This window comes from Rhizobium sp. Leaf384, from assembly GCF_001424065.1.
Taxonomy (GTDB): Bacteria; Pseudomonadota; Alphaproteobacteria; order Rhizobiales; family Rhizobiaceae; genus Ferranicluibacter.
The window spans coordinates 541507-554497 of the sequence record NZ_LMQE01000005.1 but is presented as its reverse complement, the minus strand read 5'-3'; the positions used below and the strand labels follow the sequence as shown (position 1 = coordinate 554497).

General features: G+C 60.0%; 17 protein-coding genes. 16 read left to right on the top strand and 1 reads right to left on the bottom strand.

The genetic code is table 11. The features are described 5' to 3' along the window. Window positions 1–23: 23 nt before the first annotated feature. Window positions 24–158: a hypothetical protein gene (locus ASG25_RS23605; RefSeq protein WP_280136447.1), complete on the bottom strand. Its 135-nt coding sequence runs from the start codon at window positions 156–158 to the stop codon at window positions 24–26. 151 nt (window positions 159–309) lie between these two features. Here ASG25_RS23605 and ASG25_RS10960 point away from each other — a divergent pair, with 151 nt between their 5' ends. The 16 genes from ASG25_RS10960 (at window position 310) to ASG25_RS10880 (ending at window position 12990) form a co-directional block, all read left to right on the top strand. Continuing rightward, window positions 310–930 carry a putative metallopeptidase gene (locus tag ASG25_RS10960; protein ID WP_082480087.1) on the top strand — a complete coding sequence of 207 codons (621 nt, stop codon included), beginning with the start codon at window positions 310–312 and terminating at the stop codon, window positions 928–930. 19 nt (window positions 931–949) lie between these two features. After that, window positions 950–1444, top strand: coding sequence for a DUF2280 domain-containing protein (locus ASG25_RS10955; RefSeq protein WP_062473381.1), 495 nt, complete (start codon window positions 950–952; stop codon window positions 1442–1444). Beyond that, on the top strand, window positions 1377–2819 hold the full coding sequence (locus ASG25_RS10950) for a terminase large subunit (RefSeq protein ID WP_062473379.1): 1443 nt from the start codon (window positions 1377–1379) through the stop codon (window positions 2817–2819). The genes ASG25_RS10955 and ASG25_RS10950 overlap by 68 nt, the downstream gene beginning before the upstream one ends. Beyond that, window positions 2819–4885 carry a hypothetical protein gene (locus tag ASG25_RS10945; protein WP_062473377.1) on the top strand — a complete coding sequence of 689 codons (2067 nt, stop codon included), beginning with the start codon at window positions 2819–2821 and terminating at the stop codon, window positions 4883–4885. The genes ASG25_RS10950 and ASG25_RS10945 overlap by 1 nt, the downstream gene beginning before the upstream one ends. Continuing rightward, on the top strand, window positions 4882–5871 hold the full coding sequence (locus ASG25_RS22740) for a hypothetical protein (protein ID WP_156466884.1): 990 nt from the start codon (window positions 4882–4884) through the stop codon (window positions 5869–5871). The genes ASG25_RS10945 and ASG25_RS22740 overlap by 4 nt, the downstream gene beginning before the upstream one ends. Beyond that, window positions 5868–6104 carry a hypothetical protein gene (locus tag ASG25_RS10930; RefSeq protein WP_062473372.1) on the top strand — a complete coding sequence of 79 codons (237 nt, stop codon included), beginning with the start codon at window positions 5868–5870 and terminating at the stop codon, window positions 6102–6104. Before ASG25_RS22740 ends, ASG25_RS10930 begins: the two co-directional genes overlap by 4 nt. 109 nt (window positions 6105–6213) lie before the next feature. Then, complete coding sequence (locus tag ASG25_RS10925) at window positions 6214–7212, top strand: hypothetical protein (RefSeq protein ID WP_062473370.1); 999 nt, start codon at window positions 6214–6216, stop codon at window positions 7210–7212. A 24-nt stretch (window positions 7213–7236) separates the two neighbouring features. Continuing rightward, entirely contained in the window at window positions 7237–8229 is a 993-nt protein-coding gene (locus ASG25_RS10920; RefSeq protein ID WP_062473368.1) for a DUF5309 domain-containing protein, read from the top strand. Window positions 8230–8241: 12 nt separating this feature from the next. Then, entirely contained in the window at window positions 8242–8685 is a 444-nt protein-coding gene (locus tag ASG25_RS10915; protein WP_062473366.1) for a hypothetical protein, read from the top strand. A 69-nt stretch (window positions 8686–8754) separates the two neighbouring features. Continuing rightward, window positions 8755–9147, top strand: coding sequence for a hypothetical protein (locus ASG25_RS10910; RefSeq protein WP_062473364.1), 393 nt, complete (start codon window positions 8755–8757; stop codon window positions 9145–9147). Beyond that, the gene (locus tag ASG25_RS10905; protein WP_062473362.1) at window positions 9144–9467 is read left to right on the top strand and encodes a hypothetical protein; all 324 of its coding nucleotides are present in this window, start codon (window positions 9144–9146) and stop codon (window positions 9465–9467) included. Before ASG25_RS10910 ends, ASG25_RS10905 begins: the two co-directional genes overlap by 4 nt. Further along, window positions 9467–9712 carry a hypothetical protein gene (locus ASG25_RS10900; RefSeq protein ID WP_062473358.1) on the top strand — a complete coding sequence of 82 codons (246 nt, stop codon included), beginning with the start codon at window positions 9467–9469 and terminating at the stop codon, window positions 9710–9712. Before ASG25_RS10905 ends, ASG25_RS10900 begins: the two co-directional genes overlap by 1 nt. After that, window positions 9712–10314 carry a hypothetical protein gene (locus ASG25_RS10895; protein ID WP_062473354.1) on the top strand — a complete coding sequence of 201 codons (603 nt, stop codon included), beginning with the start codon at window positions 9712–9714 and terminating at the stop codon, window positions 10312–10314. The genes ASG25_RS10900 and ASG25_RS10895 overlap by 1 nt, the downstream gene beginning before the upstream one ends. After that, window positions 10311–10907 (top strand): hypothetical protein, encoded by a 597-nt coding sequence (locus ASG25_RS10890; protein ID WP_062473351.1) that lies wholly within the window; start codon window positions 10311–10313, stop codon window positions 10905–10907. Before ASG25_RS10895 ends, ASG25_RS10890 begins: the two co-directional genes overlap by 4 nt. Continuing rightward, entirely contained in the window at window positions 10904–12529 is a 1626-nt protein-coding gene (locus ASG25_RS10885; protein WP_062473349.1) for a hypothetical protein, read from the top strand. The genes ASG25_RS10890 and ASG25_RS10885 overlap by 4 nt, the downstream gene beginning before the upstream one ends. Further along, window positions 12529–12990: a hypothetical protein gene (locus ASG25_RS10880; protein WP_062473347.1), complete on the top strand. Its 462-nt coding sequence runs from the start codon at window positions 12529–12531 to the stop codon at window positions 12988–12990. Before ASG25_RS10885 ends, ASG25_RS10880 begins: the two co-directional genes overlap by 1 nt. The last annotated feature ends 1 nt before the right edge of the window (window position 12991 follow it).

Genomic DNA, 12991 nt, shown 5'->3' with positions numbered 1-12991 from the left:
CGTCCGGTTTCTTTGCCAGAGCTTTATGTCGCAAGGGCGACCTTCCACCAAAGGTGGAGCTGCGCGGCCGCAACGTCATTCCATGCCCACCAACGGTCGTTCTCTCCATCGTAGCCGTTGTGGTCGAACTCGTTCGTTAGATCTTCCAAGAACGTCATGATGCCGTTCTCGTCATCAAAAACCCTATCAAGATCCTCTGCGTGCAAGAGTTCGCCTTGGCGATCTTCGATCGTGTGCCGGATTACGAACATATGTCCCCCAAGGTTAGCCGATGCCCGTCCTAAAGAACGCCCGGCACGAGAACTTCGCATGACCAGGCCGTTTCCGCCAGCGGACATGGCAGGGATAAGCGGCCCTGCATTCCTCCCTGCGCCTGAAGTGGCCGCATGGGTCGAGGCAACGTTCTTCGACCGGGCATCGCCGGTCGCCAACCCTGACCACGACCACCTCCGAGAAGCCCACATCGGCTACCTCTGGACTGTGGCAGAGAACAACAGCAAGGGTCGGCGCGTGATCGGCCAATGCGAGACGGGATCACCGCAGGGTGCGATGGGCAAATGGTCGCGCGCTCGCGCTGTCCAGCAGATCACCGACTGGTTCGGCATCATCCCGCATTTCATCATCACGCTCGATGCCGATTACTGCCAGCAGTGCGGAGACGCGGAGTTCATGGCGCTGGTCGAGCATGAGCTCTACCACGCCGCCCAGGATGTCGATGAGTTCGGCTCCCCGAAGTTCAGCAAGAGCACTGGCGAGCCGGTGTTCGTGATCCGTGGGCATGATGTCGAGCAGTTCGTCGGTATCGTCCGTCGCTATGGTGCAGATGCAGCGGGTGTGCGCGAGATGGTCGATGCGGCCAACCGCCCGCCGGAAGTCGCCCGCGCTCGCATCGAACATGCATGCGGGACGTGCCAGCTACGCGTAGCCTGACAGGGGCCTGACAAACACTATGGCCAAGGCAAAGCTCAGCGAGCCCATCAAAGTATATATCGTGCAGGCATTGGCGTGCTTCGATACGCCGTCTGTCGTCGCTGACGCTGTCAGGCGAGATTTCGGCGAAGTGGTCACGCGCCAGTCGATCGAAAACTATGACCCGGCGAAGAAAGCAGGAGCGAACCTCTCCGATAAATGGCGGATGCTTTTCGAGGAGACTCGTAAGGCGTTTCTTGAGGACACAAGCAAAATCGCCATCAGCCACCGTGCTGTCAGACTGCGCGCTATCCAGCGCATGGCAGAGAAGGCGGAGGACCGCGGCAACATGGTCTTAGCTGCGTCGCTTCTTGAGCAGGCAGCGAAGGAAGTAGGGGACGCTTACACGAACCGACAGAAGCTAGATGTTTCCGGTTCGCTGCAAACCACCCCGGAAGGGCAGATAGATGCTCGAATCGCTCAGCTCCTCGGAAAAGCAGGAATTAGCGCGCCTGCTGGAGGAGAAGGACCGTAGGTTCCGGACGAATAAGCTCCGTAGGTATAGCCCTTACGCGAAACAGCGCGAATTCCATGCAGCAGGCCGAGACAAGTCCGAGCGTCTGTTCATGGCCGGTAACCAGTTAGGCAAGACGATTGCCGGTGGCGCAGAGTGGGCTATCCACCTTACAGGCCGCTACCCCGACTGGTGGACCGGCGCGACGTTCGACAGCGCTCCTTTGCTCTGGGCCGGCTCGGTTACTGGCGAAAGCACCCGAGATAATCCGCAGCGTATCTTGATTGGCCCCCCAGCCCTTGAGGAGCAGTGGGGAACGGGGTTCATCCCTGCCGATTGCATCGTTGATCGCACGCGAGCCATGGGTGTCCCCAACTTGCTGGACAGCGTCGTAATCCGCTGGGGCGGCGGCGGTGACGTCCAGGCGTCTCAGAGCATCATCGCTTTCAAGGCGTACGAAAAGGGCCGTGAGAAATGGCAGGGACCTACGGTAGACGGCGTCTGGTACGACGAGGAACCGCCAGAGGACATCTACAGTGAGGGCCTGACGCGAACGAATAACGGACAGCGAGGCCAGTTCGCGCAGACGACCTTCACCCCATTGCTCGGTGTCTCGACGGTCGTCGCCCGTTTCATCATGCCATCGCCCGGCGATGTGGGTGCGCTCTCCCGTCACGTCACTACGATGACGATTGATGATGCGGAGCATTACACGCCAGAAGACCGCGCCAAGATCATCGCCAGCTACCCGGCGCATGAGCGGGAAGCACGGTCGAAGGGCATTCCGACACTCGGGTCTGGGCGGATTTTCCCGGTCACGGAGGAGAGTATCTCCGTCGCGCCGTTCGAGATACCCAAACACTGGGTACAAATCGGCGGCTTGGACTTCGGGTGGGATCACCCATTCGGCGCCGCAGGCTGCGCATGGGACCGAGATGCTGACGTATTCTACGTCACCAAGGTCTACCGTGAGCGCGAGGCGACGCCGATTATCCATGCAGCCGCGCTTAAACCTTGGGGCGCTTGGCTTCCCTGGTCTTGGCCACACGATGGGCTGCAGCACGATAAAGGCAGCGGCGAGCAGCTTGCGAAACAGTATAAAGTGCAGGGACTTGCGATGCTTCCTGAACGTGCCACATTCGATGATGGCACGAACGGTGTTGAAGCAGGCATCCTGGATATGCTCCAGCGGATGCAGACCGGACGCTGGAAGGTGTTTTCCACATGCGGCGAGTGGTTCGACGAGTTTCGTCTCTATCACCGCAAAGACGGCAAGGTCGTCAAAGAGCGAGACGACCTGATTTCTGCGTCTCGCTACGCGCTCATGATGAAGAGGCATGCCAAAGTGAAGAAGGCTGTTTCTGACTGGGACTTCAAGACACAGAAGGTGGCTTAATGCCCGACACCAAGCCGGACAGCCTCACGTCGATCGTCTCGGCGCTGGTGCGGGATTGCGAATCCTACCGCAATGAGCTCGGGACCGACCGCGACAAGTCGAGCGAATACTTCGACGGCGAGATGTCGGATGTCCCCTCGCAGGAAGGGCGGTCGAAGGTCGTCTCCCGGGATGTGCGCGCCAACATCAAGAAGGCCAAGCCCTCGCTCGTTCGGACGCTGCTCGGAAACGACAAGGTCGTCGAATATGAGCCGGTAGCAGAAGGTGAGGAAGAGCAGGCCGAGCAGGCGACCGAATACGTGAACTACGTGGTCTTGCCCGAGAGCAAGGGCTATGAGGCGATCGAGGATGCCCTGACAGACGCGATGAAGCTCCGGAACGGGATCATCCGCTGGTACTACGACAAGAAGATCACTGTCTCGGTCTCCGATCATACAGGACTGGACGAGGACGCAGTCACGCAGCTCGTCGCGGACGACTCGGTCGAGGTTCTGGAAGCCAGCCAGGCACTCGACGCTGTTCAACAGCCCGAGGGCTCGACCATGCTCGTGCAGGTCTATGACCTTCGTATCAAGCGACGGTCGGAAAAGGGCAGGTGGGTTGTCGAAGCCGTCCCGCCGGAGCAGTTCCTCGTGCATCCGGATACGCTGGATCTCGACGAGAGCCCGATGGTCGGCATCAACCTGCGCCAGCGTCGCTCCGACCTTATTGCGATGGGTTTTGACCGGACGAAGATCGAAGCCATCCCGTGTGTCAGCGAGAGTGACGACAAGGAGAGCGAAGAGGAGACCCGGCGCGACATTTACTCCTTCGGCGACGATATGCCAAAGGCGCTCGAGGAGCTGGAGTACTACGAGCTCTACGTTCGCATCGACGAGGACGACGACGGTATCGCCGAGCTTCGCCGGCTGATCTATGCGGGTTCGATCAAGGCGGAGAACCTGCTGGAGAACAAGGAATGGGACGAGATCCCGTTCGCCGACGTCGTCATCGAGCGCAAGCCGCATCAGCGTGAAGGCGTATCGATCACCGACGACACGATGGACGACCAGAAGGTCAAGACCGTTCTGCTCCGGGAAACATTGGATAACCTCTACTGGCAGAACAAGCCGCAGCCGATCGCGCAGGAAGAGGCCATCGTCAATCCGGACGCGGTTCTAAACCCATCGTTCGGCAAACCCATCCGGGTCACGGCCGGCACTGACGTCAGATCCGCTCTCGGGTTCACGCAAGTGCCATTCGTCGCCGGCCAGTCGTTCCAGATGCTTGACTATTTCGACAAGCGCATGAGGAACGTGACGGGGATCTCGGATGCCTCGGGTGGCCTGCCGCCGGACGCACTGCAGAACGTCACAGCGACGGCATCGGCGATGATTGAGCAGTCGGGCATCGGCCAGACCGAGTTGATGGTCCGCACCGCTGCGCGAGGACTGAAGCGCGTGTTCCGCGGACTCCTGAAGCTGATCATCAAGCATCAGGACAAGCCGCGCACCGTCAGGCTTCGTGGGAAGTGGGTGACGTTCGATCCGCGGCAGTGGAACGCCGATATGGACGCGACCGTGAACGTCGGGCTAGGCGCCGGCACACGCGAGCGAGACATGATGGCGATGAACATGATCCTCGGCCTGCAGGAGAAGCTCCTCAACGCTTATGGCGATGCCGACAACCCGTTCGTGAAGCCGGACAACGTCTCGAACGCCATCAGCAAGTTGGTCGAGGCTGCCGGGCTCCCTTCTGCCGACATGTTCTTCGCAAAGCCATCGCCTGAGCAGATTGCCGCGATGCAGGCCCGCCAGCAGCAGGCGGCGAGCAAGCCGGACCCGTCAACTGAGCAGGCACAGGCAGAGGCAGCGGCCAAAGCCCAGAAGCAGCAGCAGGATTTCCAGCTGGCGCAGCAGAAGTTGGCCAATGACCTCCAGCTCGGGCAAGAGCGGATCAACCAGGAGATGGCGCTGAAGCGGTTCCAGATTGAGCAGGAACTGCAGCTCAAGTCGAGGCAATCGGCGGTGCAGGCTCTAACAGGTGAGCCGATGCGTGCTGTCAGTGTTGGAGGGATGCCAGGGTGACGGACGCTCTCCGCGATAAGATCGTCGCTTATATTCTCAATGACAGCATACCGGCAGCAGCCGTCAAAGGTGTGTGGTCCGGCTTAACCTTCCCCGGCGATGTGCTCGCTGGAAAAGCTGCCCCCGACGACATAAGCCGAGCTATGGACGCCGCGAGCCTGATGGTTGGAGGGATGGCATTCAGAAGTCGACTGCCAAAAACCTCTGAAAACGTTGCCAGCAGGAGCCCAAGGCTTTATGATCCTCCTATGAAAACGCCTCGTGCTTTCGAGGTCGATTATCCCGCGGGAGCCGTATCTGATGACGCAGGCAAGCTTGTATCAGACATTGATGGACGGCCACTATCTGCCCGATATGTGGTGGGAAGACGGGAAGTGTCCGGACCTGACGTGGCGCTACCGCGTGAAGCACTGGAAGAAATCGCAAAGGCGCGAACTGGCGAGGCAATACGCTATTCTGCTCCAGGATCTCCGGAGCTTGGACGAGACATGGGTCGGGCAGCATTCCGAAGCGACGGCGAGCCTGATCATGTCGCTCTCTCCCACTCGCTCGAAGAACCTCAGCGCAGCCGCGTAGCGCAGCACGAGATAGGCCATATCATTGACCAGTCCGCAGGAGAGATCCCGCATACTGGTGTCAACTCTCAGCTTCGCGACATCTACAACGACACCAACAACCCGCAGGGTTACGGCAAGAGGTTTGGGCCGGAGCAGAACGGTTACCGTGGCGCCGAGGTGCCGCGCGAGCTAATGACCGAAGCTATTCGCGCTTATATGGCGGATCCAAACTACATCAAGACCGTAGCTCCGGAGACGGCGTCTCGTATTCGGCAATGCGTAAACGATAACCCGAGACTGCGGGATATTATCCAATTCAATAGCGTTGGGGCTGCGGGCGTGTTGGCGAACGGGTTGCGCGACTGGTCGAATCCAGAGCTCGACGACGAGCGTTTCGGCGCTTTGTACTTGGCAGGGAAGGGCGCATGAGAGCTGAAGAGAAGATTGCCTGCGCCCGCGCACTCGCTGACAATCCGCTCGTGTCGCTACTGCTCGATGAGATGGAAAAGGCAGCCGTCGACAAATGCGTCAACGCCGCTCCTGTCGCACATGAAGAGCGTGCCGCCATGGCTGCTGAAGTGCGAGCCATTCGCAAATTCCGGCTGAAGATCAAAGCGACGATCGACGAAGCCAACGCGCCCAACACCGGCGCACCGGCCTAACAAGCCCGACAGATCCAGAACTTCGTAGCCGGGAGCCGTTAGGCCAACCCGGCTCTTAGGCGTTCCCGCATCAGCCGGAGCGTGGACCCCCAGCCCAAGAGGCAACCACATGGCAGACCGTGCAACCACCAACCCCGGCGCAGTGCAGGGGAGTGATAGTGCTCGTGCAAACGATCTATCGACCGACATGGATGATCCTGCGAACCTCGACTTCAACGAGCCCAATGAGGCCAACGAGGAAGACGAAGCAGACCAGGGATCTCAGGGCGAGACGGATGAGGCCGCACAGGATGCGGACCAAGAAGCCGATGCGACCGCAGAAACCGACGACGAGCAGGAAGCCGAAGAGCCTGAAGCCGAACCGGCCAAGGGCAAAACGGCTGACGACGAGAGCATTCTCGTCACGCTCAAAGGCGGCGAGCAGGTTCCTATCAAGGAACTGAAGCTCGGCTACATGCGGGAGCGAGATTATCGCGTGAAGACCTCCGAGATCGGCAACAAAACCCGATCGCTGGAGGAGCTATCCAACCGGGTGACCAACACGGCCACCACAATCGCGCAATTCCTGATCAGTCAGATGCCGCAAGAGCCGAATCCTTCGCTCGCGATGCAGGATCCAGGTCGGTATGTCCAAGAACGTGCGGTCTATGAAGCCGCCGCTCTCCGGGTCAACCAGATCCTGGCTCAGGCAAACGAGCCGAAGCAGGTTGTGCAGCAGCTGACGCAAGACCAGAAGACCAGCAAGCTCGCCCAGGAAGACGCCAAGTTGCGGGAGTATTTTCCCGAAACAGCGACACCCGAAGGCCGCGAGAAGTTCTTCGACGGCGCGTTCTCCACCGGCAACGAGTTGGGCTTCTCCACCGAGGAGATGCAGAACTTCGATGATCACCGATATCTCCGCGTCATTCACTACGCCCGCCTCGGCCTCGCTGCCGAGCAGGCGAAGAAGAAGGCGATGACGAAGGTGAACAACGCGCCGGCGCCAGTCACCCCGAAGCCTAAGGCTCAAGGGGCGAATGTCGCACAGGTCAGGAAGAATCAGGACGCGATGCAGCGGTTGGGCAAAACCGGGTCGATTAAGGACGCCCTTAACATCGACTTCGAATAACCCCCTGTTATCGAGGATCAGCACATGGCTGTCATTTCCAACACCGTCCGCACATCGGGTGCGGTCGGCAATCGTGAAGAGCTTTCGGATGTGGTCTCCCGCATCACCCCGGAAGATACCCCGATCTACTCCATGATCGAGAAGGGCAAGTGCGTCTCCGTCAACCCAACATGGGAAACGGACGAGCTTGCCGCACCCGGCGACAATGCCCGCGAGGAAGGTGAGGAGTACACCTTCGGCGCCGTTACCCCGCCGGAGAAGCTCGGCGACTACACCCAGATCCTGCGCAAGGATTGGATCATCTCGGCCACTCAGGAGGTCGTTGATGAAGCCGGCAAGGTCCAGAAGCGGAAGTACCAGAAGCTGAAGAAGGGCGTCGAGATCCGCAAGGACGTCGAGTACGCGATCGTCAGCAACCAGGGCTCGCAGGGCGGCAACATCCGCCGTCTCGGCGGCATCCCCTCGTGGATCAAGACGAACGCCTCCCGCGGCGCCGGTGGTGCCAACGGCGGCTACAACGGGAACGTAACCGTCCCCGCGACCAACGGCGCCCAGCGCGCATTCACGAAGACCATTCTGGATAACGTGATGCAGCAGGGCTACACGAGCGGCGCTTCGTTCAAGCACGTCATGGGCTCGTCCTACATCAAGTCGGTGTTCGTCACCTTCATGTCGGACGCCAACGTCGCTCCGTTCCGCTACGCCGTATCCGGCAATGGCGGTGAGCGCCGCACGATCGTTGCCTCGGCCGACATGTACGAAGGCCCCTTCGGCACGGTCATGGTTCACCCGAACCGCGTCATGTCGACGGCAGCCAGCATCGCGCGCAACGCCTTCTTCATTGATCCGAACTTCCTCGAGTTCCTCTGGCTTCGAAAGATCCAGGAGGACAAGGAAGTCGCCAAGACCGGCGACGCCGACAAGGGCGTCATCATCGGTGAAGGCACGCTCAAGGTCGGCAACGAGCGAGGCCTCGGCGTAGCCGCTGACCTCTTCGGCCTGTCGGCATCGCAGTAAGGAGGAACGACCATGTCTGCATACGCTTATCTTCCGTTCGTCGCGGATTCGGCCGTTCTGGCTCTCAACGGCAGCACTCACGGTGGCGGCGTTGTTGTCGTCGCCTCCCGTGCGGCCGGCATCACCATGACCCTGCCGAAGAACATGGGCCACGGTACTGAGTTCGATATCTTCGTCGGCACCTCCATCACGTCGAACAACCTGATCATCCAGGTTGCCGATGCTGTGGACACCATCTCTGGCGTCTGCATCACGGCACAGGACGCAGGTGACACGGTGGTGGCTTTCGAGACCGCACCGGACTCCGACACGATCACCATGAACGGCTCGACCAAGGGCGGTATCAAGGGTGACCGGATCAAGATCAAGGCGGTCCAGCCGGGCGTCTGGGCCGTGCAGGTCATCTGCAGCGGCACGGGCACCGAAGCCACGCCGTTCTCGGCCGCAGTCTCGTAAGGCCCTTCACGGCCGGAACATGAAAGGCGCTCTTCGGGGCGCCTTTTCCATTTCCTCAAGGAGAAGATCATGACCACGGACAAACTGACGAAGAAAGAGCTCGCAGAGCTTGCAAATGCAGCCGATGCCAATCTCGCGCCGACAGGAACGGACGGCACCTCTGGCATTGTCGCGCCGACGGGCGACATCACGGCCGAAACCACTCCGAAGCAGCCGGCAAATGCTGACGCGCCTCCCCAGGTTATCGGCCAGACACCCGGCGAAACCCCGCGCGCACTGTTCGCAGCGCCGGAGACCGTGAAGGGCGAGAAGCAGATCGCCGTTGTGCTCGACGCCGACTACTGGGAAGCGGATGGCGATCGGAAGACGGCCGGCTCAGGCGTCACCGTCTCCGCGACGAAGGCGAAAGAACTGATCCAGAACGGCAAGGCGCATCTGCCCTTCCCGGAGGACGATCGGTGATCATCCGCGATGGCGACTGGTCGCTATTCAGCTACGACCACCAGACGGGGCGATCCGTCTGGTGCAAAGACGATGGCAACGAGCGGGTTTTCCGCATCGATACGCCCGTCGACAATCTCGTGCGCGAGAACGAGTTTACCCGGAACGCTACATCGGGAAACCGCATGGGCGATTGGGTGAAGATCGCATCAATTCCGCTGAATCATGCGCATGAGCAGAACCTCGTCAGAGCCCACACAGAGGGCGACGACAAGTTCGTGAAGCGTTGGCTTAACGACGGTGACAACCGCGCCTGGCGGAGCTTTGAAGGGCAGATCTGATGACCGAGCCGTTTCGCCTGATCACACAGCCCGAAAGCTGGAAATCTGAGGTTCAGAATGACGTGGTCACACGACTCCGCGAACTTCTTGAGATGGCGGAGAGCGGTGAGCTTCAAGGCATCGCCTACTCGGCAAGCACGGTTGATGGTTGTGTCATGACCGGCTTCACCAAGAGCGCCGACCAGAACGGCATCATCGGCGGGCTTGCGCGTGTCCAGTATCGAATGATCGCAGGGGAAGAGTGATGTCGGCAATCAGCGACTATGCGTCCCTGCTCATCGACGCCGGCGAGTATGCCGGTACCAACGACATCGCGAACATCTTCCCGCGTCTGGTTGCCCTCGCGGAGGCAAAGTTCAATCGCGTTCTCCGCGTTGGCGAAATGGAGAGCTCGGGGAACGTCACCTTGGTATCAGGTGATGCGGATCTCCCCGCTGACTTTCTCGAAGCGCGCCTCGTGTCGGCCCCTGACGGTCGCGGATTGAATGCCTGGTCTCTGGCAGAGCTCGATCGGCGATACGGCTCCTACGGCGGCATCCCGGCCGGATATTCCATCGTCGGCAACGTCATGCGGGTGCGCCCCACCTCAAGCGGTACGGTTCGCCTCGACTACTACGCTAAAATCCCCGCGCTCACGCCGGCGAACCCGACGAATTGGCTGCTGGAGAAAGCACCAGATGCCTACCTCTACGGGCTCGTCGAAGAGATCGGGATCTGGAAGAGGGACGTCGAAACGATGCAGGCTGGCCGATCGCTCAAGGAACTCGCGCTTCGGGGCCTCAATCTCCAAGATGAACGTGCGCGCTGGGGCAATGCCCAGGTCGTGATCGGCGGGCTAACGCCATGAGCTTAATATCCGTCATCGACGAGGTCTGCGACGAGGTCACGATCGACCGCTTCGACGCCATCTACGGGAATCCAGATCCTGACGCCCTGACGATGCTCGATCTTGCCCAGCAGGCCGGCGACGAGATCTCGCGACGCGCCGATTGGCAAGCTTTGCTACGAACCGGGACCATCCTGGCCTCTAACGTAAGCCTTCCTTCCGATTTCCAGCGCCTCACGCCAGGAGGCGGCATTCGGACGTCTACGGGCCAGTTTATCCGGCCGGTAACGAACAGCGGCCAGTGGGCAGTAGTGTCCCAAATGACGCCGGCACAGCCCTACTACTTCATCAGCTCCGGAAAAATCCGTGTTGCCCCTGCGTCGGCGGCTGTCAGCGCCATCATGGACTACCTATCGAAAAGCTGGGTCCAAAATGGTGCTGCCTTCAAAGATCGATATTCGGCAGATGACGACACAGCCGTGTTCCCGGAGCGCCTGCTGATGAAGAACGTCGTCTGGCGCTGGCGCCGACAGAAGGGGCTTGCCTACGACGATCAGCTTGCCGAGTTCGAAGCAGATCTCGTCAGCGAGATAAATGCGGATCGCGGCGCATGAGGATGTCGGTGCAGCCTGGAAGAGTCCGGCAAAACAACCGCGGTGCAGGTGCCGGAGCAAGCCAGCAGAGATCAGCGCCCCTGCCTTTCCCGTCCCCGACGCTCGGGTTGATGACGAACGCTGACATAGCGTCGCAGACGAGCGGCGCGGCCATGGTGCTTGAGAACTGGCTGCCGACGTTGACCGGCGCCCGCATCCGCGGCGGCTCAGAGAAGTGGGGACTTGCTGCGGACGGAGGGGCGTTCGTTTCTGCCTTCCGGTACGTCTACGGCTCAGTCGAGCGCATGTTCATGTCTACGGCCACGGCAATCTACGATATGTCCGCACCGGCCGTCCCGCCAACGACGACAGCGGCGGTTGTCACAGGGCTGACCGGCGGTGATTTCTGCACCTTCCAGCAAGCCAATGCGGACAAGAGCTATCTCGTCTGCTTCAATGGTATGGACACCCGCAAGCTCTACGATGGAGCTACATGGGGAACCGCCCCTGCGATTACCTTCCCGTCGGGCGATACGACCACGATGGCAAGCCTCAATTTCGGGTGGGTTTTCAAGAAGCGGCAGTTCCTTATCAAGAATGGTTCGCTAGACGCCTATTTCCTTGGTCTGGATTCGGTCGGCGGCGTGGCATCGCTTTTCCCGCTGGGTGGGGTGATGAGGAACGGCGGATCGCTGCTATCGGGCTTCTCATGGTCAATCGAAAGCGGCGACGGTCCCAACGAATACTGCGTGTTCCTCTCCACAGAAGGAGAAGTCGCGGTCTACAGCGGGTCGAACCCTACGAGCGCCGACGATTTCGGACTGGTGGGCGTTTATCAAATCGGCCGGCCTCTTGGGAAGAACGCGTTTATCCGCTCAGGCGGCGACGTGCTGATCGCAACGGTCGATGGTCTGGTCCAGTTGTCGCAGTCGTTCCAGCGCGACCGTGGTCAACTCTCACTTGTCTCGGTCTCCCGCCCGATCGAAGACATATGGCGCGCTGTTGCTGCAGTGACGGGGTCTGGTTGGACGCTGACACTGTGGCCAGAGCAAAACCTTGTCTTCGTGTGTTTCCCCAATAACCCCGTCGCGCCTGACACGACGTTGGTGCTGAACGCCCTGACAAGCAAATGGTCGTTGGTCACCAACTGGGCGGCAAACTGCTTCGCCTGCTTTCAGAAGAACCTTTTCTTCGGTTCGACAAACGGTCTAGCCTGGCATGGGGACTACACAGGCACAGACGACGGCATGACTTTCCAAGCGTCCTTCCTTTCCCACTTCGCTGCAGTGCAGGGCTATGGGCAAGAGAAGGTTGCGGGTGTTGCAACGATGCGGTTTCGGGCGTCAGAGCCGCCTAAGGTGCGTCTTTTCGCGCGTGCCGACATGGATATCGCTGTTCCCTCCTACTCGACAGTTTCTCTGAACTCGATCGGCGCTTCGGTTTGGGACGTCGGTTTCTGGGACGCGGCAAAATGGGATGGTGACGGCGTCTCTCGCGGATATTTCAAGTACCGTCAGAACGTAAGGGCCCGTGGTGACATCATTGCATTAGGATGCGCAGTCGTGTCGGGCGGCGCGGTTAAGCTCGACGTTGAGCTCGATCTCGGAACGCTTCAGATCACTACTGGCGAGAGCAACGGCTGATGCTGCCCGAGGACTTGGCGGAGCGGCGCCAGATGCTGCTGCGTTGGACGCAAGGCCATCAAGCTGCAGCTGATTTCCTGCACCAAATGTCGGAGATGGTCCGACTTGCAGACGACATAGTCGACGAGACCGAACAGCGTCAGAGGAACGTCTGCTGGCTGCTGTCTCGCGCTTGGACCGTCCTGCCGTTCAATGCCTTCTACCAGGCGCACGGGATCACTCTGGCGCCGCTGCTGAACACCATCATAGTGCGATGGCAGCAGAGCGATGAATTCCGAGTCTCAGGAGACTCGCTGAAACAGCAGTTCGGCTTCGTCATACGGGAAGATATCGGGACCCTGACAGTCGCCGTTGCGTCCATCATCGGCGGCTATGAGCACGCAAAACAGGTTGCGGACGAGATGTTCTCGGCTTGCCATTCCGCATCGACCGAAACCGTTGAAGACTGGGTAAAGGAATAGA